Origin of the sequence: Idiomarina aquatica (assembly GCF_003987185.1) — a bacterium.
GTDB lineage: Bacteria > Pseudomonadota > Gammaproteobacteria > Enterobacterales > Alteromonadaceae > Idiomarina > Idiomarina aquatica.
In genome coordinates this window covers 972,662-994,634 of sequence record NZ_PIPS01000001.1, presented here as the reverse complement: position 1 = coordinate 994,634, position 21,973 = coordinate 972,662, and the positions used below count along the sequence as shown (strand labels likewise).

At 51.6% G+C, this 21,973-nt stretch carries 24 protein-coding genes; 7 read left to right on the top strand and 17 right to left on the bottom strand.

The annotated features are described in order from the left end of the window. Position 1: 1 nt before the first annotated feature. The 7 genes from CWE23_RS04535 to folE2 form a co-directional block, all read right to left on the bottom strand. The gene (locus CWE23_RS04535) at positions 2-577 is read right to left on the bottom strand and encodes a GNAT family N-acetyltransferase (protein WP_126819637.1); all 576 of its coding nucleotides are present in this window, start codon (positions 575-577) and stop codon (positions 2-4) included. Then, positions 577-1,962 carry an adenosylhomocysteinase gene (ahcY, locus tag CWE23_RS04530; protein WP_126819636.1) on the bottom strand — a complete coding sequence of 462 codons (1,386 nt, stop codon included), beginning with the start codon at positions 1,960-1,962 and terminating at the stop codon, positions 577-579. Before ahcY ends, CWE23_RS04535 begins: the two co-directional genes overlap by 1 nt. Before the next feature lie 16 nt (positions 1,963-1,978). Beyond that, the gene (locus CWE23_RS04525; protein ID WP_241970528.1) at positions 1,979-2,797 is read right to left on the bottom strand and encodes an adenosine kinase; all 819 of its coding nucleotides are present in this window, start codon (positions 2,795-2,797) and stop codon (positions 1,979-1,981) included. Next, positions 2,680-2,973, bottom strand: a complete 294-nt coding sequence (locus tag CWE23_RS13875) for a carbohydrate kinase family protein (protein ID WP_241970527.1) — start codon at positions 2,971-2,973, stop codon at positions 2,680-2,682. Before CWE23_RS13875 ends, CWE23_RS04525 begins: the two co-directional genes overlap by 118 nt. 49 nt (positions 2,974-3,022) lie before the next feature. Beyond that, a complete protein-coding gene (locus CWE23_RS04520; protein WP_126819635.1) occupies positions 3,023-3,976 on the bottom strand; it encodes a cobalamin biosynthesis protein in 954 nt (317 codons plus the stop codon). 24 nt (positions 3,977-4,000) lie between these two features. Continuing rightward, on the bottom strand, positions 4,001-4,561 hold the full coding sequence (locus CWE23_RS04515; RefSeq protein WP_126819634.1) for a DUF2726 domain-containing protein: 561 nt from the start codon (positions 4,559-4,561) through the stop codon (positions 4,001-4,003). Between the two features lie 239 nt (positions 4,562-4,800). Continuing rightward, the gene (folE2, locus tag CWE23_RS04510; RefSeq protein ID WP_126819633.1) at positions 4,801-5,727 is read right to left on the bottom strand and encodes a GTP cyclohydrolase FolE2; all 927 of its coding nucleotides are present in this window, start codon (positions 5,725-5,727) and stop codon (positions 4,801-4,803) included. 189 nt (positions 5,728-5,916) lie between these two features. Here folE2 and CWE23_RS04505 point away from each other — a divergent pair, with 189 nt between their 5' ends. Continuing rightward, a complete protein-coding gene (locus CWE23_RS04505; RefSeq protein ID WP_126819632.1) occupies positions 5,917-6,270 on the top strand; it encodes an Hpt domain-containing protein in 354 nt (117 codons plus the stop codon). Here CWE23_RS04505 and CWE23_RS04500 read toward each other — a convergent pair. From CWE23_RS04500 to CWE23_RS04465, 8 genes are all read right to left on the bottom strand, one after another. Next, a complete protein-coding gene (locus tag CWE23_RS04500; protein WP_187346274.1) occupies positions 6,264-6,986 on the bottom strand; it encodes a response regulator in 723 nt (240 codons plus the stop codon). The two genes, CWE23_RS04505 and CWE23_RS04500, sit on opposite strands and share 7 nt — an antisense overlap. Before the next feature lie 111 nt (positions 6,987-7,097). Next, positions 7,098-8,738 (bottom strand): HAMP domain-containing sensor histidine kinase, encoded by a 1,641-nt coding sequence (locus tag CWE23_RS04495; protein WP_126819631.1) that lies wholly within the window; start codon positions 8,736-8,738, stop codon positions 7,098-7,100. Between the two features lie 97 nt (positions 8,739-8,835). Continuing rightward, a complete protein-coding gene (locus tag CWE23_RS04490; protein ID WP_126819630.1) occupies positions 8,836-9,846 on the bottom strand; it encodes a class I SAM-dependent methyltransferase in 1,011 nt (336 codons plus the stop codon). A gap of 3 nt (positions 9,847-9,849) precedes the next feature. Further along, positions 9,850-11,559, bottom strand: a complete 1,710-nt coding sequence (locus CWE23_RS04485) for a DUF342 domain-containing protein (protein ID WP_126819629.1) — start codon at positions 11,557-11,559, stop codon at positions 9,850-9,852. Between the two features lie 77 nt (positions 11,560-11,636). Next, positions 11,637-11,978: an Hpt domain-containing protein gene (locus CWE23_RS04480; RefSeq protein WP_126819628.1), complete on the bottom strand. Its 342-nt coding sequence runs from the start codon at positions 11,976-11,978 to the stop codon at positions 11,637-11,639. Beyond that, positions 11,975-12,994 carry a succinylglutamate desuccinylase/aspartoacylase family protein gene (locus CWE23_RS04475; RefSeq protein ID WP_105305663.1) on the bottom strand — a complete coding sequence of 340 codons (1,020 nt, stop codon included), beginning with the start codon at positions 12,992-12,994 and terminating at the stop codon, positions 11,975-11,977. Before CWE23_RS04475 ends, CWE23_RS04480 begins: the two co-directional genes overlap by 4 nt. Positions 12,995-13,026: 32 nt before the next feature. Continuing rightward, entirely contained in the window at positions 13,027-13,935 is a 909-nt protein-coding gene (rimK, locus tag CWE23_RS04470) for a 30S ribosomal protein S6--L-glutamate ligase (RefSeq protein ID WP_105305664.1), read from the bottom strand. Positions 13,936-13,937: 2 nt separating this feature from the next. After that, entirely contained in the window at positions 13,938-14,354 is a 417-nt protein-coding gene (locus tag CWE23_RS04465; protein WP_126819627.1) for an ATP-dependent zinc protease family protein, read from the bottom strand. 165 nt (positions 14,355-14,519) lie between these two features. Here CWE23_RS04465 and CWE23_RS04460 point away from each other — a divergent pair, with 165 nt between their 5' ends. Then, positions 14,520-15,254 carry an EAL domain-containing protein gene (locus CWE23_RS04460; RefSeq protein ID WP_105305666.1) on the top strand — a complete coding sequence of 245 codons (735 nt, stop codon included), beginning with the start codon at positions 14,520-14,522 and terminating at the stop codon, positions 15,252-15,254. A 7-nt stretch (positions 15,255-15,261) separates the two neighbouring features. On the opposite strand, the gene CWE23_RS04455 is transcribed toward CWE23_RS04460, so the two are convergent. Next, positions 15,262-15,945, bottom strand: a complete 684-nt coding sequence (locus CWE23_RS04455; RefSeq protein WP_105305667.1) for a DUF2982 domain-containing protein — start codon at positions 15,943-15,945, stop codon at positions 15,262-15,264. Next, positions 15,935-16,615 (bottom strand): DNA mismatch repair endonuclease MutH, encoded by a 681-nt coding sequence (gene mutH, locus CWE23_RS04450; RefSeq protein ID WP_126819626.1) that lies wholly within the window; start codon positions 16,613-16,615, stop codon positions 15,935-15,937. Before mutH ends, CWE23_RS04455 begins: the two co-directional genes overlap by 11 nt. 79 nt (positions 16,616-16,694) lie before the next feature. Here mutH and rppH point away from each other — a divergent pair, with 79 nt between their 5' ends. The 5 genes from rppH to CWE23_RS04425 are packed head-to-tail and all read left to right on the top strand — an operon-like array spanning position 16,695 to position 21,968. After that, positions 16,695-17,222 carry an RNA pyrophosphohydrolase gene (rppH, locus tag CWE23_RS04445; RefSeq protein ID WP_105305669.1) on the top strand — a complete coding sequence of 176 codons (528 nt, stop codon included), beginning with the start codon at positions 16,695-16,697 and terminating at the stop codon, positions 17,220-17,222. A gap of 3 nt (positions 17,223-17,225) precedes the next feature. Then, a complete protein-coding gene (gene ptsP, locus CWE23_RS04440) occupies positions 17,226-19,496 on the top strand; it encodes a phosphoenolpyruvate--protein phosphotransferase (RefSeq protein WP_105305670.1) in 2,271 nt (756 codons plus the stop codon). Between the two features lies 1 nt (position 19,497). Then, on the top strand, positions 19,498-20,289 hold the full coding sequence (locus CWE23_RS04435) for a sulfite exporter TauE/SafE family protein (RefSeq protein ID WP_126819625.1): 792 nt from the start codon (positions 19,498-19,500) through the stop codon (positions 20,287-20,289). A 9-nt stretch (positions 20,290-20,298) separates the two neighbouring features. After that, the gene (gene lgt, locus CWE23_RS04430; RefSeq protein ID WP_126819624.1) at positions 20,299-21,105 is read left to right on the top strand and encodes a prolipoprotein diacylglyceryl transferase; all 807 of its coding nucleotides are present in this window, start codon (positions 20,299-20,301) and stop codon (positions 21,103-21,105) included. Next, positions 21,102-21,968, top strand: a complete 867-nt coding sequence (locus CWE23_RS04425) for a thymidylate synthase (protein ID WP_105305672.1) — start codon at positions 21,102-21,104, stop codon at positions 21,966-21,968. The genes lgt and CWE23_RS04425 overlap by 4 nt, the downstream gene beginning before the upstream one ends. Positions 21,969-21,973 lie beyond the last annotated feature (5 nt).

Here is a 21,973-nt window from a genome sequence, read left to right as displayed (position 1 = left end):
CTCAGATGTCCTCAAACAGTAACACCATTTCACCCGCTTCGCAGCGGCAGGTACCATCACATACGGGGCAATAATAACCGTCTTCGATGGAGGCCTGGAGCCAACGGTCCGGATGACGGGTGATCAACTTGCCACCGCAACGGGAAAAGTATTCATAGGCGCTGTTACCCGGGCTCTGTAGCCAAATATGTGCCAGTCCGGCAGTGCAACCAAGGCGTTTGGCCTCGGCAATACTTTTCATCAGTAACTGTCTCCCGACGCCCAGGCCGCGTGCTTCTTCCGCGACGGCTGCACATTTAAAATAGCACATCTGGGTTGCCGGCACCGGCCACTGTTCCGGCGTACAGGCATCGTCGATAGGCCATTGTCCAGGAGCCAGAGTTAAGCGAATACCGAGCACCTCACCGTCGCGCTCGGCCAGCCAATTGAGCTTAATGTCGCCAACGCTGCCACCATCCAATAACTGTTGCAGTGAAGCGTCGTTCAGGTAATTATCGCCATGAACGCGATTCGCCAGATCAATAACGGCCGCCGAATCGGCAGCCGTTATTTCGCGGTAGGTTACTGAACCCGCCATTAGTAGCGATACTCATCGGCTTTGAACGGGCCATCCACATCAACGTGAATGTAATCCGCCTGCGCCGGGGTCAAACGGGTGATGACACCACCAAAGCCTTGCACCATATAACGTGCGACTTCTTCGTCCAGGTGCTTAGGTAACACTTCAACACGGAGGTATTCTTTTTGCTGTTCCAGCGACATATCGGCAAATTTTTGCTCAAATAAGTGCAACTGAGCCAATACCTGGTTGGCAAAGGAGCCGTCCATGATCCGGCTTGGGTGTCCGGTTGCGTTACCCAGGTTAACCAAACGCCCTTCGGCTAACAGTAACAGGTAATCGTTATCATCGTCGGAACGATAGATTTTGTGCACTTGCGGTTTGATTTCTTCCCAGCGCCAATTTTCGCGCATGAACTTGGTGTCGATCTCGTTATCAAAGTGACCAATGTTACAGACCACTGCCGATGACTTCAGTGCGGCCAGCATATGACGATCGCAAACGTCCATATTACCGGTGGTGGTGACCAGCAGGTCGGTGTTTTCCAGCAGCGCTTTGTTGATGTTCTTGCCGCTGCCGTCGTTGATGCCATTGATGTAAGGAGAAACGACTTCATAACCGTCCATACACGCTTGCATCGCACAAATCGGATCGATTTCTGTGACTTTTACGATCATACCTTCCTGGCGTAGACTCGCGGCAGAGCCTTTGCCAACATCACCGTAACCGATGACCAATGCTTTTTTACCGGACATCAGGTGATCGGTAGAGCGTTTGATGGCATCGTTCAGTGAGTGACGGCAACCGTACTTGTTGTCGTTCTTGGATTTGGTGACAGAGTCGTTCACGTTAATGGCAGGCACACGCAGAGTGCCTTTTTCCAACATATCCAGCAAACGGTGAACACCGGTGGTGGTTTCTTCGGTAATACCATGGATTTTTTCCAGCATTTGCGGGAATTTCTCATGGATCATAAGGGTCAGATCACCACCATCATCAAGGATCATGTTGGCATCCCACAATTCGCCGTCTTTGTGGCAAGTTTGTTCAAGACACCACTCATACTCTTCTTCGGTTTCACCCTTCCAGGCAAATACCGGAACACCGCGGGCTGCCATCGCAGCGGCGGCGTGATCCTGAGTTGAGAAAATATTACACGATGACCAACGAACCTCTGCACCTAACTCAAGTAAGGTTTCGATCAGCACCGCGGTTTGAATGGTCATATGAATACAACCGATAATACGGGCGCCTTTAAGGGGCTTGCTCTCAGCATATTTACGGCGAATCGTCATCAGCGCCGGCATTTCAGATTCGGCGATGGCGATTTCTTTGCGACCGTATTCTGCAAGACTAATGTCTGCAACTTTATAGTCAGTATGCTTCGGATCATTCAAACTCATAATAGCTCTCTCAATGTTAAAATAAGCGTTGCATCAGTTGCTGCTGGCGTTCTTTGCTCAGCCGTGCGCCAAACTCAGTAACCAGTTCAGCAGCGGCGTGGCTGGCTAAGCGACCGGCATCGGCTAATGACATACCCTGCGTCAGTCCATACAGCATAGCTCCGGCAAACATATCGCCGGCGCCGTTCGTGTCAATGGCTTTTACGGGAACGCCCGGAATATAGACTTGTTGCTTCTGATCAACCACCAGGGCGCCTTCTTTGCCCAACGTTATGGCAACCGTATCGGCGTGATTAAGCAATGCCTTAGCGGCTGCTTCGGCGTCACTTTCGCCGGTCAGCAGTTCGGCTTCCTCGCGGTTACAGAACATCAGGTCAACGCCACCGTCGAGAATTTCTTCAATACCATCCTGGAAATACTTAACCATGGCCGGATCAGAACAGGTCATAACCAGTTTAGTACCGTTTTCACGGGCTACCTGCTTAGCGCGTTTTATCGCTTCACGAGCTATTTGTGACGTGATTAGATAGCCTTCGATGTACAGGTAACTGGCCGCGGCAATCGCTTCCTCATCCAATTCTTCTGTGGATAAATCAGCGGTTATGCCCAAATGGGTACGCATGGTGCGTTCTGCATCGGGCGTTACCATGACCAGACAGCGGCCCGTGGTTCCCGGGTTTTGCTGACGTTCAAGATTAGTACGAATACCGACTTGTTCTAGATCTTGGCGATAAAACTTTCCGGCTTCATCGTCTGCGACTTTGCAGCAATAGAAGCTTTGCCACCAAACTGAGCAAAGGCTACCAGAGAATTGGCAGCCGAGCCGCCACCACATTGTTTTTTCAATTCGCCCAGCTTACTGAGTTCAGTAATGAGCTTGTTTTGGTCATCCTCTTCGATCAGGGCCATCATGCCCTTTTCTAAACGATGCTGCTGCAAAAAGGCGTCAGAGACTTCAAACTCTTGATCTACCAAGGCATTTCCAATGCCGATTACATCAATGGTCTTCATAACAGATTATGGTTGCTAATTAGGGCGCACAGTATATACGAAGTCGTGCTCAGGGTCGATAAATGAACAACAGTATGAGCGCAATCGTTACCAGCAGGATCAATGTTGACTGCCAGGCGCTCAACCAGAGGCGGTAGCGTGGGTAGCAGTATTCCGGGGGGCGTCCGGCAAAGCGTTGCCGCTGCAGACGTTGGCCGGCGACTTGTAATGGCCCGCCGGTACTCATGTTATATAAGCGGGCGAGCGCCTGTAACCAGCGTGCGCTAGGCCAGAGCCAGGCACTATTGTTATCGATTGGCTCATCCCGGGGACGGCGCCGCAGCGCGGCCAGCACCGAGGCAACCATGGCCAAGAGCAAGGTCACTGGGCCAATGGTAACCGCATAAGCAACGCGTACCGCCACGCCGAAGTGACGAAAGCGCGGCATGCAAACCGGCCATAACTGGTACAGCTCGGTGGTGACGCGCAATGCCAATGCCAGGATAGGGCCACCAAGTAGCCAGCCGAGCACAGGCACATAACGGTGCTCAATAACACTCAACGCGCGCAGCTCAAAGGTTGTTTTGAAAATGCCGTGCACGCTGAGGTTATGTGTATCGCGCCAGTCGGTGCGTGCCAGTAATGCCCGGGCTGCTCGCTTTTGCCCTTTGCGGGCCAGCTTTTCAACGCTATCCAATGTGTGCAGCAGATGCTGTTGACGCAAACAGCCAACTAACACCAGGGTTCCCAGCCATTGCGACAAGTCAGCGGCGTATACCACAATCGCGGTCGGCACCAGGGTTAATAGCAACAGTAATAGCAATGCAAGAGCACCGGCGAGGCGCTGTTGGGACGGCGCGTATCGGGGTTGGTTAACCTTATGTTGCAGATAGTTGGCGAATAGCCGAAAAATAGCCACCGGGTGCCATTGTTCGGGCCATGGGAGCCAGCGCTCGATGGCGATAGCGATCAGCGCGAGCCCCCATGGCGAGGTTAAAATTTGCTGGATGTCATGCGCGTTCATGACCTCATTTTGCCGAAAGCCAGCTTAGGCGGCAACGGGAGATTGTTGGCCGTTTTGCTGTTGCTCGGTTTTCGGTACCGCCGCGCGGATGTGCTCGGCCTGACGGATTTTCGCGTGAATATAGTCGTGCAAGTCCGCTACCCGATAGCCTGGTTTAGCTTTAAACCGCAGGAACGGAAGTCCCGCTGCTGCCAGGGTATTTTTCAAAAACAGGTTGCGTTTTTGCTGTTGCAGGTTATTGGTTGCCGGTTCAAGTTCGATAACCATTTTAATTTGCATGGTTTCGATATCGCACAGCACGTAATCGAGAATCCGTTGGTTGGCTTTTGCCTGCGCGTCTTTCTGGACGCTGCCGGACACGCCTTTTTTAACGGTAACGATGTCACTTAAACGGACTTTGGTGAAGATGCGGAAGTCAGCGCCAACGGCTTTATCCAGTAATGTCATGAACTGCGCTTCCTGCGCGGTGCAAAGGCTGACATCTTTCAGTTTGTAGGGGTAGGGCGCGTAGTTCTCTGACATGCGGCTGGCGATCAGCGCTACAGCAATTAATACAACAACAAAAAGGAGTAATACGATTTCCATAACTCACCTCGGCAAAAATTTGACACAACAAACTTCGTGTCAAATTTAATGCAAAGGCTGTGCCAAGGGCTCGCTTCGCTCGCGGTTTGGGGCCTTCGGCCGGTGTAGGGCTTCGCCGGTTTAGGGCCTTCGGCCGGTTTGACGGGCGAAGCCCCTAAACCCTTGCGCCGAAGGCAGCAAGCTACACCGCGAGCGCAGCGAGCCTAAACCGCCCGAAGGGCCTAGGCCGCCCGAAAGGCCTAAGCCCGGTAGCCGCTGTCGACACCTTTGGTGGCGATGGCGACGGCGTCGTGCGCGTGCAAGGACTCGTAATGATTAACACGCAGCCAAAAATCTTTGAAAATTGGCATTTGGTTCAGCTGATGCTTGAGTCGGCGCGAGGCGTCTTCACAGAACATCAAGTTTTGACCATTTAAGCGCGCAAATTCTTGCTCATCTTCACGTTTAACCGCAGCCTGCACGGGTGTCTTCAACGCACCTTCAACAGCATCAATCAATGCAACAATCGGAAACTCTTCCAGATCTTCGGCAAGCTTAACCTTAACTTCTGCCGTTGAACGTTGGCTGTGTGGCGTTGCAACAATACCTTCGGTAGAGCCAAGCCATTCGTGCAGCGTCGCTTTATCAATCACTTCTTTGTCGGCGAACTTTTCAACAAAAGCCTCTTGAATCAGTTGGCGTGCAAGCGCTGCTGAGCAAGGGCAAGTTGACGAATAGGGCACGTCGACCGCCAATTCGAGTGACAATTTGCCGGCATCATAGCGCCCGGTCAAACTCACCGGATAGGCTTTCCAGCCCTTCTTGCGGCTGATTAATGACTCGCGACGTAGGTGATATTCAAAATCAAACTTAATAAACGCTTGATCACTGATGTCACTGTGGCTTTCGATAAAGTCACGCAAAAGTTGCTTAAGCGACGAGTGGCTGAGTTCGCCTTCGGTGGAAAGCTGATCCAGTAATAAATACAACCGAGACATATGAATGCCTTTGGTTTTCGGATCTTTAAGGTTAACGAATGCCTCCACGTGCGCAGCCACTGGACGCTCTGCGGCGTCAGAAGCGGCGACCATAAGAGGCACTTCTATGTTGCTCATGCCAACCCAGTCCAGGGTACCTTCTGTTTGTGCCTGGCTCTGATTGGCTACGTCGGGCATGCTATTAGGCATTCGTTTTGAACTCCGATCGGTGTTTACTGTATCAAGCATAAATGTTGAATCCGCTAGTATATCGTAGATGCAGGGATCATTTCATTCCCGAACACAAAATTTAATCAGAAATAACCGATTATCTGAATCGGTTGACTGAATCAAGGTTTACGCACAGGATAAGCTTTTGGATTGTTATGGAGCTAAGGTATGGCCGAACAACAGGTTTTAGATACTGAGTTATTGAGTCAGTATCGCGAAAGTTTGGGTGATGACGGGCTAAAGGCGACGTTGGCAACCTTTGATCAAATCATACAAAGTTACGCAAACTTACTGCATCAAGCGGCAAAGCAAAAAAACGAAGAGCAACTTCGCAGTCAAGCTCATAAAGTGAAGGGTGCTTGTAACTCTGTGGGTTTACTGCAATTGGCCAAGCTGATGGAACGGCTCGAAAAAGACGCGTGGGAATGGCCTCAGGCGGAGCGACTACTGATTGAATGGGCCGACTCGGTTAGCCCTCATCGGCAACAACTCAATCAGTGGGTTGAACAGGAAGCTTACTGAGCTTCCTGAGTGACCTCGCCAATAAAGCGATAGCCTTCACCGTGAATGGTGGTGATCAGGTTCGGCGTATCCGGGTGCGATTCGAAATGCCGGCGAATACGACGAATAGCCACATCGACAGTACGATCATTCGGACGTAACTCGCGATCCAGCATACGTTTAACCAGGGTTTCACGGTCAAGGATGCGCCCCGGACTGGTCAAAAACAGCTCCAGTGCCCGGTATTCGCTTTTCGGTAGGCGGAACATCTGATTGTCCGGTGAATACAAACAACGGCTGTCGCTATTTAAGCGCCAGCCATGGAAATGAAACTGTACGCTGTTACTTTCGACCGGACTGCTGTTGCGTGATGCTTCGATGCGACGGCACAGATTGCGCACACGAATGGTCAGCTCTTTCGGGTTGTAAGGCTTAATCAAATAGTCATCAGCACCTAATTCAAGCGCCAGCAAGCGGTCATCTTCGCTGTCGCGGCCGGTCAAAAAGATCAAACCGATGTTGTCGCGCTCGCGCAAGGATTCGGCCAATTCCAGACCATTTTTTCCGGGTAGATTAACGTCCATAATGACAACATCGATACGCTCTTGGCGCATGATGTTTTCCATTTGGAGGCCGTCAGCCGCATCAAATACTTCGTAATTCTCTTGCTGAAATAGGCGGGTCAATGTCTGGCGGGTAACAACCTCATCTTCCACAATTAATAGTCTGGCGTTCATAGTGTTCCGCGTTCCTGGCAAATTATTATAATTTAGCGCTTAAGAAAAGTTGTACAAATATTGACGCTATATTATGACTTTTGTTCAAAATTTTTCAAGCATATGGGCCGTTTAGTCGTCGATGGTTTCAATCGATTTTACTGACTGTACCACGCTAACCGGAAAACGCACGATGAACTCGACGCCGTGCTGTTGTTCGCTGAAGAAATGAATATTGCCACCAAGCACCTGGGTCACCAGGTTGTAAACTAAGTGCAGCCCCAAACCGCTACCGCCGGCGCCCCGTTTGGTGGTAACGAAGGGGTCGAATATTTTTTTGCGGATATCAAAAGGTACACCGTTGCCATCGTCGCGGTAGGTGATCTCAAGGTCGTCATCAATCAGTTCGAAGGAAATGTCGATCGTGCCGCTGCTTCTGCCGTCAAAACCATGCACCATCGAATTTACAATGAGGTTAATTAAAATTTGATTCAGTGGACCGGGCTTGGTAATCACCGACAAACCTTCCGCACAATGCACATGAATGGGGAACTTTTCTACGTCAAGTCGCCGTGGTTTAACTGAGGTCAGCACATCACGCATAAAACTATGAATTTCGATGGTACGATCGATTTCTGATGATTGATCGACCGCAACCTGCTTAAAGCTGGTGACCAATTCCGCGGCGCGGTTAAGGTTGCGGTAAATGATGGACAAGTTTTCGTCACAATCATCCAGGAAGCGGGCAAACTCGTTGGTTGAAATGCGCTTCTGCTGGAATTTTTCCTGCATAACCGCCAACTTGTCCTGCAACAGCGTCGATGCCGTGACCGACAGACCAATCGGCGTATTGACCTCATGTGCAACACCCGCGACCATATCACCCAAGGAGGCCATTTTTTCGGATTCCACCAGTTGTCCTTGGTATTGATGCAATTGTTCGAGTGTTGCCAGTAGTTCTTTGTTTGATTCGCGCAAGGCTTTCGTGCGTTGCGTTACCTGCTGCTCAAGCTCCAGGTTCAGCTGACTCGCTTCTTTTTCCGCGCGTTGTTGCCGACTAATTTGGTGCTGCACGCGTTCCAGCATAATGTTCAGCGACTGGCCCAAATCATTAAACTCGTCGAGCCTGGATTCCGGAATACGCAGGGTATAGTTTTTATCCCGTGCCACCTGACTGGCGATATCAACGATATGTTCGAGCGGCTGAATCACACGGTGACGCAGTTTTAAGGTCGCCAGCCAGCACACCAGTATGGTGATCACAAAGACCGCAATCGCAATCGCAATCGCACGCCACATGAACAGACGCACCTCATCATTGGAACCGCGTAAATAAACATAACCGACAACGGAATCGTCGAGCAGAATCGGTTCTGCCACTTCCATATACTGGTCATTGATGCGGGGCTCGCTGAGATATTCAATTTTTGAAAACTTAGCGGGAATGGGTGCCAGACCTTCTTTGTTATAACTTGAAAAAAAGCTCAGTTCACCACTGTTTGGATCGACCCGGTAAATATGGACATGCTGGACAAATGGACTGTTCGCCAGTGAATTGAGTCGTTGCGATTCTTCACTGTTATCATTAAGTGCGACACTCTCACGGGCGTTGCCGGCGATAATTTTTGCATAAGAAGAAACACGCTTGAGCATCGATGACTGATATTGACTGACCTGGCTGACCACATTAATGGTGAAGCCAATACCCAGCGCGGTTGCCGTTACCAGTAACACTACGATAATGAGGCCGCGCCTAAGGGATATCGATTGCATGAATCTACACTAGCTCGCTGTTCAGTGAATAGCAATATGTTATCAAAGCGTTAACGTGACTGCACCTCATAATTACTGGCATACGATGATTGTGCCTTTATTTCCGTTGAGCGTGATAAACACAGAACTTATTGGTTTCAACGAGGCGTTCGCAATGACCAAAATGGGCTTCAATCGCCTCAGGCCAGGGCAGAAAGCGATTAGCGACCAAGTACAAATCACCGCCTTTACGTAAAGCCTGATGAGCGTCACGAATAAATTGTTTAGCAATTTGGTAATCGGTTCTTAAACCGGTATGGAACGGCGGATTGCTGACAATGGTGCCGACGCCTTCAATGTCTTCGGGTAAGCCATCGTTGAGAAAAACCTCGGCATCGGCCGCTGCCAGGTTATGTTGTGCTGCCGCTACCGCTAATGGGTTAACGTCACTTAAATAAAGCTTTGGTTGTTGGCGCTTATGCAGGGTGGCCGCGATAACGCCACTGCCGCAGGCAAAATCAACGATGGGGGTTTTCAGTGGTTTGGGCAAATGCTCCAACAGCAACCGTGTGCCGACATCCAACCGTTGTTGGCTGAATACGCCGGGCAGACTTTGTAGCGAAAACTGGACGTCCGTTAGATCTACGGCAACAGAGTGCATAAATTGATGCAGTTGCGGAGCCGTATGGGAAGCCTCTACGTGCGTTTCAAACAACTGACAATGATTGCCCGATGCGAGTTTTTGGGGCGCACCGTAGCCGTCCGGAAGACGTTTAGCCAGCGACATGACGCCGCCTCTCTTCTCGCCGACAAGCCAGATTGGGCTGCCTGCGGGCAACGCCTGCAGTTGCGTTAAAATGTAGTGATTCAGCGTTTGCTCTTTGGCAACGACAAGCAGAGCCCCGCGATAAGAGGATAAGTCGGGTGGTTGTGCCTGACAAAATGCCCGTTGCCAATGTTTGGCATGGCCGGCATGGAAACACCAGGCATCCGCGTCCAGAAAGGTCAGCGCGTCGCCATCGGGATTAATCACCAGCAGGGGTCCTGTGCGTTGTGATGGACTCCATGGTTGTTGAGATTGGCGTTGAAGTAATTTGGCTACAGCGTGAGAGGTCGATTCTGCCGACATAAGTTATCGTAATATATCCATTCGTAATTGATGATCCTGAAGCATAAACAGTGTACCACCGCGATGCTCTTTCATCTGCAGTTTTTTATTTTCATGGATAAATTTAACCCCGGGAAAAACTTCTTTGGCAGCGATTACCCTCAGGGTTGGATGTTGGTCGGCGGACGCTTTGATGACGGCTATGTCGTCCTTGAGCGACTGCAGCTTACGCTGCTCGTGACGAATCGCTTTGATCAGCGTTCGGGTATGTTGAATACGCTGTTGCTCGTCTTCCAGCGCGTTACAGCGCGATAAGCCCATTTTCAGTCGTTTCAGTTTTTTTAGCGTCAGCTTTAAATTTTGTGTCAGGCTTTGCAACGCATCCAGGGTGCTTTCGTCAGGAGGCGGTGGCGACAGGATAAAGCGAGTTCGGGTGCCGGCTCTGGCGCCAAGCTGTCCGGCAAAAACCGGCGCACAGGTTTCAAAGGTGCCGCCGATAATTTTGCCGCGGGCTTGTTTGTCGTTACCGCCAATTTCAGCTGGCCCAGCGGTGATAACGTGGCAATGGGTAAGTTGTTTATCGACAATAATACCCTGGCCACTTTCAAGGTAGGCGTACTGTGCGTACGCGCACCAAATACTGCCACCGGCTGACAGCTTACTGCTTAACGTGGGGATAAAGTTTTCGTTATCCAATACCAACTGCTCATCTTCTTTGGAGATGTGCCCAATGCAACCCTTGCGAATGGTAATGTTGCCGCCGGCACTGAGTTCTGCTGAGTCTACGTAACCGGCGACGGTAATGTCGCCTGAGGCGTTGACGCGCATGCCTTCGGTGACACTGCCTGAAATAACCACAGAGCCTTTAAAATCAACGTGCCCGGTCGCGACGTCAACGGCTTTTAAGGTTAAGACATCATCGACGTTCGCCGAGTTATGAGTAAACCAAGGCATACCAACCTTGGTTGCGACCAACAAGTCCGGATCCTGGTCACTGATTTCAGTGCCCTCGCCGGCTGCTAAGGCAATGTCGTCGCCGCCCTCCGCCGGCAAAGTTTCACCTTTTATGGTGAAACCGTCACGGCCGCCTTCCGGCGGTAAGCGGCGCATGAGCGCATCGCCCTTATCGACCGTAATTTGTTTGCCAAGATCACGCATATCAACGGTACCGTCTTCACGTTCCTGTGGCTTAAGAATGCGTTTACGGGCATCTTCAACTAAGGCTTCAAAACGCGCGTTTTTACCATGAATGGGGGGGCGGCCTTTGGCAATGATCACCTCGATGGTTGTGCCGGCCGGGGCTTCGATGCAGTGTTGTAAGATTTGATTGATGCCAGTGCGTTGGATACCGGTTGAAATATTGCAGCTTTTCAGCTCGGCCAGCAGTCGCGGTCGGGTAAGAGGCTCGCCACCCCAGGCCGACGTCACGGACGCGGTGGCTAGCATATCGTCATCATCGATAGTTATGGTGAGCCTGGCGTCGACAATGACAGCAACTTCTTGGCTATAATTTTCGCTAGGTTTACGTTTTCGTTGTTGGTGCCATTCACTAAAATTTTTGGCGATGTTATCAAAGGTGTTTCGGTCGAGGGGTTGGGCACTAGCAAATTCAGACAACTGAAAGGCCTGTTTTAAATGTTCAGCTTTAATCGATGAATTGGATGCCGAAACAAACACATAAACATCGTTGCCATCGCACTGAAAGCGTATGTTATCAGACGGCTTCGCAGACATAGACCCGTTAACTTGAGTAATCGTTATTTTTATATCGGCTCAGTGTAGCGAAAATTAATGAAAATGTGATTAAAAATTTAACAATTGCTTGACTTTAAATAGTCTTGCAGCACTTGTACAAGCGCCGTTAACTCTTCAGCTATATTGCTTAACTCAACTTGTGCATCGGCCGAACTGATACTCGTCCAATGTTGGAAACTCGTCGCGGCGAGCTGACTTAAATGCGTGGCACCAATGGTTGCGCATAAACCTTTGAGCGTATGCAACTCAAGCTGTGCGTGCTCTGGCGACTGCAGCATGGCATCGTAATTGAGGCCATTTTGGTACTGGGCTAAGAACTGTCGCAGCACCGCAAGGTAAATGCGGTGCTGGTTATCACAATGTTTAAGCCCTTGATCAAAGTCAATTAAGGCGTTCATAACGGGGTTTTGTTGTCGAACACTTCGGTGAATGAACCCACCACTTCAGTGGCTTCAGAGATTTCCTCTTTCTCGAACTGAGCAACGTTAAAAAGCGCCTCGCCTTCATTGGCTACCGGGATGTTGCTGCAGCCGATGATGATGCCACGCACCGGTGAGGAAATGATATCAGCCTCGCCCGCGTGCGGATTCACGCTGTGTGCCAGCACCTGACCTTTCTGAATGGTCTGGCCAAGCTCAACCTTACGCAATACCAGGCCGTCCTTTTCCGCACGAATCCAGGTTGAGCGACGCGCAATTACTGGTGTGATGCGCTTACCACGGCGTCGGCCTTTGACCATCTTCAGATGCTTCATGACATTCTGTACGCCGATCACGCCGGCATTAATGGATGCGTCATCAAAGCGCAGAGCTTCGCCGGCTTCATAGAGGATCAACGGAATCCCTAATTCGTTGGCAAAGGCGCGCAATGAACCATCGCGCTCTTTCGAGTGCAGAATAACCGGTGATCCAAAGGCCTTCGCCATGTCCAGTGCAGTGGCATTTTCCACATCGACACGTATCTGCGGCAAATTGCTGCGGTGAATGGCACCGGTGTGCAGATCAACGATGTGGGTACACTTCTTAACCAGTTCTTCACTGAACAAATAGGCCATTCGCGAACCCAGCGCTCCGCGCTCCGAACCGGGGAAACAACGGTTCAAGTCGCGTCGGTCCGGCAGGTAACGAGACTGCTGGATAAAACCAAAGAGGTTCACGATAGGGACCACAATCAGGGTTCCGTGCAACTGTAACGCATCGGTCTGATCGATGATCTGGCGGCAAATCTCGATGCCGTTTAACTCATCACCGTGGATTGCCGCGCACAACAACATCACCGGGCCTGGGCGGGTGCCGTGGAATACGTCAACACGTAAGTCCAGCGGGGCGTCATTGTACAGGCGCACCGCCGGGATCAGAATGTGTTGATGAGAGCCCGGCTCGATGCGTTTACCGGCCAGTTCAAAGGCTGCCATAACAGGCTTACGAGAGGCAGAACTTCTGTTCATTAACCGCGGCTCCCTTTGGTGCGCGTTTTATGCGCTTTGGCGTTGTTTTCCAGGAAGGTGATGATCTGGCCGGCGATGTCTTTCTCGGACGCGGTTTCGATACCTTCCAAGCCCGGCGATGAGTTGACTTCCATCACCAACGGTCCATGGTTAGAGCGCAGAATGTCGACACCGGCGACATTCAGACCCATGGTTTTAGCGGCTTTAATCGCGGTCTGACGCTCAGCCGGCGATAATTTAATCAGGCTGGCACTGCCACCCCGGTGCAGGTTGGAGCGGAACTCGCCTTCTTTGGCCTGACGTTTCATTGCTGCAATGACCTTATCGCCCAAGACAAAACAGCGAATATCGGCACCGCCGGCCTCACGGATATATTCCTGCACCATAATGTTCGCTTTCATACCCATAAAGGCTTCGATAACGCTCTCTGCGGCCTGTGCGGTCTCAGCCAGCACCACACCGATGCCCTGCGTACCTTCTAACAGTTTAATGACCAGCGGCGCACCACCAACCATATCAATAAGATCCGGGATATCCTGCGGCTGATCGGCAAAACCGGTGGTCGGCAAGCCAATGCCTTTCCGCGATAACAGTTGTAACGAGCGTAATTTGTCGCGACTGCGCGAAATAGCAACCGATTCATTCAGCGGGTACGTGCCCATCATTTCAAACTGGCGTAATACCGCGGTGCCGTAAAAGGTGACCGATGCGCCGATGCGCGGGATGACACAATCATAGTAAGGCAGTTCCTTGCCGTGACGGTGAATTGAGTTTTCTCGCGCGTTAATGTTCATGTAGCAACTTAACGGGTTAAGAACATCGACCTGATGGCCGCGCTCCCGTGCCGCCTCGACCAAACGACGCGTCGAGTAAAGATTGCTGTTACGCGACAAGATTGCAATTCGCATAGTTATTCTCCTAATAAGTGGGCTTGCGCAGGATTTACAATAAAATGCTGGCGCATGGCCTGACGGCCCAACAACATCCTAAATTTCATGGTGTCCCGGTTAGTTAACGTTAATTCGATGACCTGGTCAAACTGTCCTAGTACTAATCGTGTGCGAATGACGTAGCGTACTTCGGTATGACCACCGGAGTCTGTGACCTCACGTTGCTCGTAGACCGGGGCTTCAAAACTGTGTTCTTGCAAAGAGTCTTGTTGTGGGTGGACATAGACCTTCAGCCAGGAGGCTCCGTCACGCTCGAAAGGTTCTAGTTTAAACGCGTGCAGACAGGATGTTTTGGCGCCCGTATCCACTTTCATATGGATGCGATCAATCCCGATATCCGGCAACGCGCCCCATTCCTTCCAACCTAATGTTTGCATGACAATCTCCTGACCGTTACAAAATAAATCCTGAGCGTGCTAAATACACTATTTTCAGATTAGCGCAATCAATTTATTTGTTGAACGGGTCGATGATCTCAAATGCTATCATAATCGTTTTACTGCTACGTGCGTAATTTATGACGCCACGTTCGAGGAGGAATAATGGCGGCTTGCCCATCGTGTGACTGCGAGAGTCCGTTAGGTTTTAAAATTAAAATGGCGTTTCAGCCGATTGTTAATGTGCAGACCAAAGAGGTGTTTGCCTTTGAAGCATTGGTGCGTGGTGAAAACGGCGAGGGTGCCGGTGAAGTACTGTCGCGGGTGAACGATGCCAACAAATACACCTTTGATCAGAGCTGCAGAATGGCGGCCATTGAAACGGCAGCTGCAGTTAATCTGCCGTCAAAAGTCAGCATCAATTTTATGCCGAATGCCATATATGAACCCGAAACCTGTCTGGCAAAAACGTTGAAAACCGCACGAAAAACCGGTTTCCCGCGTGAAAATATTATTTTCGAAGTGACCGAACACGAAAAGGTGGAAAATCACGGCTTGCTGGTTGATGTGTTTAAAACCTACCGTGAACACGGTTTTTTAACGGCCATTGATGATTTTGGTGAAGGCTACGCCGGGCTCAATCTGCTGGCCGACTTCCAGCCCGATATCCTAAAAATTGATATGAAACTGGTGCGTAATATTCATCAGGATCGGATTAAAAAAGCCTTGTTTTCGGCGGTTCAGAAAGCCTCTCAAGAGCTTGGAATTATGTTGGTTGCCGAAGGTGTTGAGACTCAGGACGAGTATTTGTACCTCAAGTACAACGGTGTGGAACTGATGCAGGGGTATTATTTCCAGAAGCCAGAAATTGAAGCCTACTCCATTCCCACGTTCGACTGATGCGCTGCTACTCGTCTTCGCCGGCCGCCTCATTGCGGCTGGCCTGCAGTTTCTGCAGGTGAGCTTTAAATTCATAGACATCGCGGTCAAGCGCATTGGCACTGACGTATAGGTCATAGCCCAACAACTCACGCAACTGTGCCATGCGAACCGCAAAGGACGCGATCAAGCCTTTGTAAACCACCCCGTTGGGGCTGACATAACGGTCGGGAATATCGAAATACTGCGAGTAATCCGACTGGTCAGGGCGTTCATGACGTAACGCCATGGTCAGCAGTTGGCGCTGTTCAAACAACAGCGCCGACGCCAGCCGCGGCGATATCGACTGCAACACCTCATCAACATTGTGTAAGCGAAACCCGAGAAAGGGTGCGTCTTCCAAATCCAGAATGCGGGTTACACGTGGCACGTCATAACGGATGATATTATCCCAACTGATCTGCCATTGGCCGCGGCGATGCAGGTACGTCAGATGTTCGGGGGTGATGCTCAGTGACACCGGCGGTTCAATCAGTTTACCGATGCCCAGCAACAACAGGATCGCCGAGGTTGCGCCGATCACCACGGTGACGCCGCCGGGCACATCGTCCCTGACCAGGTGGATAAACACAATTAACGCAAACAGCAACAGCGCAAGCCCACAAAACGTGAGGGCATTACGTTTGGCGTGAGGGGTCACATTAAACTGCATGAAATACCTGCCGGATGATTTGTTCGGTAAATGATGTTTTCAAATAAAACCCACGCGGCCTGACTTGGATAATACTCCCGTCAGGTCCTATCGCATCGGTTAACGCTGAGCCATCGGCTGCCTTCGGACGAATTTGTAACGCCACCCCCTGACGTGCGGTAATGTGCTCCACTTCGCCCAGCGCAATGCGATCCATGTGTTCTTCCCAGTCGCGTTGCAGCATTGACTCCTGTGCCGCGTTGGGTTGCCAGATAAAGGCACTGCCGACCACCCGGTCAGCCAAGGGAATTTCCCGGCGCCCGTCAATCGGCAACCATAATACGCATTGTAGCTTATTACGGACATTACTGGTCTGCCAGTTCACTCCGGCGAGGTCGGTTAATGGTGCGACACAGACGAAGGTGGTTTCCAATGGTTTGCCGTTGGCATCCACCGGTAAGGTTTTCAGTTCAATGCCCAGTTCCGGAAAGTCCTGTGTTGGCTTTGAGCCCGCCGTCGCACCGAGATAATGCTCCAGCAGCATACCAACCCAGCCTTTATCACGTCGCAGATCGTTGGGAATGGGCAGTTGCGCGGCAGCCGCAAGATCAGCAAAACGCTGACCGGCAAGCTCGCTGGCGCGGGCAAATAATTCATCAATACTGTGTGGACGTTGGGGTTTCAGGCTCATATTTAATAGCTAATCGTTTGCCCAAAGCGGGCCTTTATGGAAGAATCAATGCTAACAGAGAATAATTGAGGATGCTCGCGTGATAGATGCAGAAGGATTCCGGCCAAACGTAGGAATCGTCATCTGTAACGGGCATGGGCAGGTATTTTGGGCTCGCCGCATTAACCAGCACAGCTGGCAATTTCCGCAGGGCGGCATTGATGAGGGCGAGACCCCTGAACAGGCAATGTACCGAGAACTTTGGGAAGAGGTCGGTCTTAAGCCAGAGCAGGTAGAAATTCTGTACACCAGCCGTCACTGGTTGCGTTATCGATTACCCAAGCGGTTAATTCGGCGCGAACAACGGCCCATGTGTGTTGGTCAGAAACAAAAATGGTTCCTTTTGCGGCTGAAATGCCGCGAAGAAGATGTTGACGTGTTGAAGTCCGGACACCCTGAATTTGATGGTTGGCGCTGGGTGAGCTATTGGTATCCGGTAAGGCAGGTAGTTTCGTTCAAACGCGATGTGTATCGTCGTGTGATGAAAGAATTTGCTTCGCACGCCATGCCATTTAACGGAGGGGGACGCCCGCCGCGGCATTCCCGCGGTAACAAACGAAGACGGTAACTCATGCTCGTAACCTTGCAGCGCATTGTCGAAACAGTTAACAAGTCGCCGGATTTTAATCTCGCCTTGCGTGCGATGGTGGGTCAGGTGCGGGAAGCCTTGCAGACAGACAGTTGTAGCGTGTTTTTAGCAGACGACGATACACAACAGTTTGTGATGGCTGCCAGCGATGGTCTCAGTACCCGGCAGGGTGAGCAAGTTCGGGTGGATTTTGGCGACGGTATTATCTCGCTTGCGGCGCAGCGTGAAGAGCCGCTGAATATCGCGGATGCCAGTCAGCATCCGGCGAATAAAAAGCTGACGGAAACCAACGAATCCGAATATCGAGGCTTATTGGCCGCACCCATTATCCACCGCCGTAAGGTGCTCGGTATTATCGTTGTGCATCAGAGCGAGGCACGCAGCTTTACCCGCGAGGAAGAAGCCTTTGTCGTCACACTGGCGGCGCAGTTGGCGGTCGTGATTGCTCATGCCAGCGCCAAAGGTTTACTGGCCAATGAGAACTCGCCCTGGATCCATAGTCTGCAGGGATTACCCGGCTCACCGGGCGTGGCGATTGGTGATGCCTTTGTGTCGCGCCCTGAAGTCAGTCTCAAGGAAGTCTCAGCGCAGCGCACCGACCGACCGCAACATGAAATTCGCAAATTTCGCCAGGCGGTGGCGCGTACCCGGGCCGACTTAAAGCAGTTGGCTGAGCGGATGTTGGGACAGGTCCCTGACGACACCCTATCTATTTTTGATGTTTACCAGAGCATGCTCGATGCCGCCAGTCTCGGCAATGCGGTTGAAGCGATGATTAACGAGGGTTGGCGTGCGCAAACGGCCCTCAAGCATGTGGTGGAACAGTTTGTTGATCAGTTTGAGGCATTGGACGATTCGTACTTACGCGAACGCGCAACGGATGTCCGTGATATTGGTCAACGGGTGTTACTGCACTTACAACAACGGCAGCGCAAGCCGCGGTTATTCCCGGCTGAAGGCATTTTGATTGCAGATGAAGTCACGGCGTCGATGCTGGCCGAATTACCCCAGGAAAAGATCGCAGGCATTATCTCGCTGCGCGGCTCCAGCAACTCCCACGCGGCGATCATGGCGCGGAGCATGGGGATTCCCGCCGTACTGGGTATTGACGACATTGAGTTGCACTTTTTTGCAGAGAAACAACTGATTGTCGATGGTTACACCGGCGAAATTTACATTAATCCACCGCCGCAGGTAAAAGAGCAATACCGTCATTTGGCGGAGGAAGAAGAAGAACTCAAAGAGATTGTTGCCCGGCACGCCCATCTGCCGGCACAAACGCAGGACGGCCAACGTGTCAGTTTGCATCTAAACCTGGGCCTTGATCTTAAACAACCGCACCTGAAAAACCTGAACATCGACGGCATTGGTTTGTACCGTTCCGAAATTCCGTTCATGATGCGTGATCAACTGCCGACCGAAGATGAGCAGGTTGAAATGTATCAGGAGGTGCTGGATCAGTTTCCGGATCAACCGGTAGTGATGCGGACCCTGGACGTCGGCGGTGACAAGCCATTACCTTACCTACCGCTGCAGGAAGATAATCCGTTTCTAGGCTGGCGCGGCATTCGCTTAACGCTGGATCATCCGGAAATCTTCCTGGTGCAGGTGCGGGCAATGTTACGGGCCAGTATTGGTCGCACCAATTTACGCATTTTACTGCCCATGGTGACCAGCGTTAGTGAGGTCGAAGAGGCGTCGCGACTGATCAAGCAGGCGTATTTTGAGGTGGCCGAAGAGCAGGGATGTGCGGTTGGCGTCAATCTGGTACAGCCGCAGTTAGGCGTTATGATTGAAGTGCCGGCGATCATTTACCAGTTGCCGGCGTTGGCCAGTAAAGTGGACTTTTTCTCGGTCGGTTCGAACGACCTCACGCAATACTTACTGGCTGTGGATCGTAACAATCGCCGCGTGGCAAACCTGTACGATGCGTACCACCCGGCGGTGTTGGCAAGTCTTGATGAAATTGCCCGACGTTGTGAAGAGTTAAGTAAGCCGGTCAGTGTTTGCGGCGAGCTTGCCGGCGATCCCGGTGGCGCGTTGCTGCTGGTGGCGATGGGTTACCGCCAGTTGAGCATGAACAGTTATAACATCGATCGCGTGCGCTGGATACTACGCAACGTACGCTCCAGCACGTTGCAGGTGATGCTGGCAAAAGCCTTGCAGGCAAGACACCCGGAGCAGATACGAAAAATGATCGCGAATAAAATGGAAAGTATTGGCCTTGGCGGCTTCGTCCGGGCGGGCAAATAATATGGACATAACTGTTTGGCTGTGGTGTCTTGGTGGTGGTGCGTTAGCTGGGTTACTGGCCGGGCTGCTGGGCATTGGCGGTGGCTTGGTGGTGGTTCCTCTGCTGATTTATTTATTGCCGGTGATCGGTGTGGCGCCGGAACTGGTGGTACCCAGTGCTATCGCTACCAGCCTGGCGACCATTTGTATGACCACCGCTTCGGCCGCGTTGACTCACTCCCGTACCGGCTATCTTGAACGATTTTGGCTGATACGGGTATTGCCAGGGTTGTCGGTCGGTGCGTTGTTGGGTGCGTTTTTAGTGACCGTGGTCAATCCAGAATGGTTAAAGCTGAGCTTTGCGGCAGTGTTGGTGATTTTGTCCATACGTATGTTACTGCCGGCGCCGGAAGGTGAACCGAAAACCAGTGTCTCAAAACGATTGTTGGCCATCGGAGCGGCGCTCATCGGCACCATTTCCGGGCTGGTAGGTATCGGTGGCGGTGCGTTGACGGTACCGTTTTTACAACGCGTAAGAATTCCGGTACGGCAGGCCATCGCCATATCGTCACTGGGCAGTTTTGTTATCGGCTGCAGTTCGGTGGTGATGTTTATCCTCAACGGCTGGTTGTCCGAGCAGACCAGTGGCCCCTTGGGGCTGATTAACCTGCCGGCGTGGATTGCGATTTCAATGGCTTCGGTGCTATTGGCGCCATTAGGCGCCAAGCTTGCGCATCGCTTGCCAATCAGATTGATGCGACGTTTTTTTGCGGCCTTTTTGGTGGTCGTTGCGATTAACTTATTAATGAAGTAGGAGATGAATGTGCCCCCAACGGACTTTTGGCAATTTCCAACCATCGACCCGGTGATTCTGCATATTTGGGGTCCAATTGCTATCCGCTGGTACGGTCTGGCGTACATCGCCGGGTTTGTGTTTGCCTACTGGTGGGGCAGCCGTCAGGCTCGACGCAGTCAGCATTGGACTCAGGAACAGTTTTCCGACTTGCTGTTCTGGGGATTTCTGGGCGTGATTCTGGGTGGCCGTATCGGTTACGTGCTGTTTTATAAATTTGCTGACTTTATTGATAACCCTCTGTTTTTATTCCAGGTATTTGACGGTGGAATGTCGTTCCACGGTGGCTTGCTGGGGGTGATCACCGCGATGTTCTGGTATGCCCGAGCGAAACAACGACCGTTTTTGCAGGTGGGCGACTTTATCGCACCGCTGGTGCCGATGGGGCTGTTCTTTGGCCGTTTGGGCAACTTTATTAACGGTGAGCTGTGGGGGCGCGCAACGGACGTGCCCTGGGCCATCGTGTTTCCAAGCGGCGGCCCGGTACCGCGCCATCCATCGCAGCTTTATGAGGCGCTGCTCGAAGGTTTGGTATTGTTTGCATTACTCTGGTGGTTCCAGCAAAAGCCTCGCGGCCGCGGAGCGGTCAGCGGGCTGTTTTTACTGGGTTACGGCGTCGCCCGTTTTACCGTCGAGTTTTTCCGTGAACCGGATGCGCACCTCGGGTTGCTGTCTCTGGGGATGTCGATGGGTCAATGGCTGACCTTGCCGATGATTTTGTTGGGTATAGGCCTATTGTACGCGGCCAAGGGTAAAGAAAAGGTAGCGCAGCCATGAGTAATCGTCCGGAACAACAGTATCTGCAGTTGTGTCAGCGTATCGTTGATGAGGGCGTTTGGGTTGAAAACAAGCGCACGGGTATTAACTGTCTGACGGTGATAGACGCAGACCTGAGCTACGATGTCGGCAACAATGAGTTTCCGCTTATCACAACCCGCAAGAGCTTTTATAAGGCGGCCATTGCCGAATTGCTGGGGTATTTGCGGGGGTACGACAACGCAGCGCAGTTTCGCGCGATTGGTTGTAATACCTGGAATGCAAACGCCAATGAAAATCAGGCCTGGCTGAACAACCCGAACCGCAAAGGCGAAGACGACATGGGGCGGGTGTACGGGGTGCAGGCCCGCCAATGGCGCAAACCCGACGGAACGCACCTCGACCAATTGCGCAAGGTGATCGATAACCTCAGTCGTGGTATCGACGACCGCGGTGAAATTATTACGTTTTATAATCCTGGTGAATTTGAACTTGGCTGTTTACGTCCGTGTATGCACACGCACACCTTTTCGCTGCTGGGTGACACACTCCATCTGACATCCTATCAGCGCAGTTGCGACGTGCCGCTGGGGTTAAACTTTAATCAGATCCAATGTTTTGTGTTACTTGCGTTAGTGGCGCAAATCACCGGCCATAAGCCGGGTAAGGCCTATCATAAAATCGTTAATGCCCATATCTATGAAAATCAGTTGCCGTTAATGCGTGACGTGCAACTGAAACGCGAACCCTACCCGGCGCCGTCGTTGCACATTAACCCGGACATCCGATCCTTGCAGGACCTGGAAACCTGGGTCAGCAAGGACGATTTTAACGTTCAAGGTTATCAATCGCATCCGGCGATAAAATACCCGTTCGCGGTATAGGAACC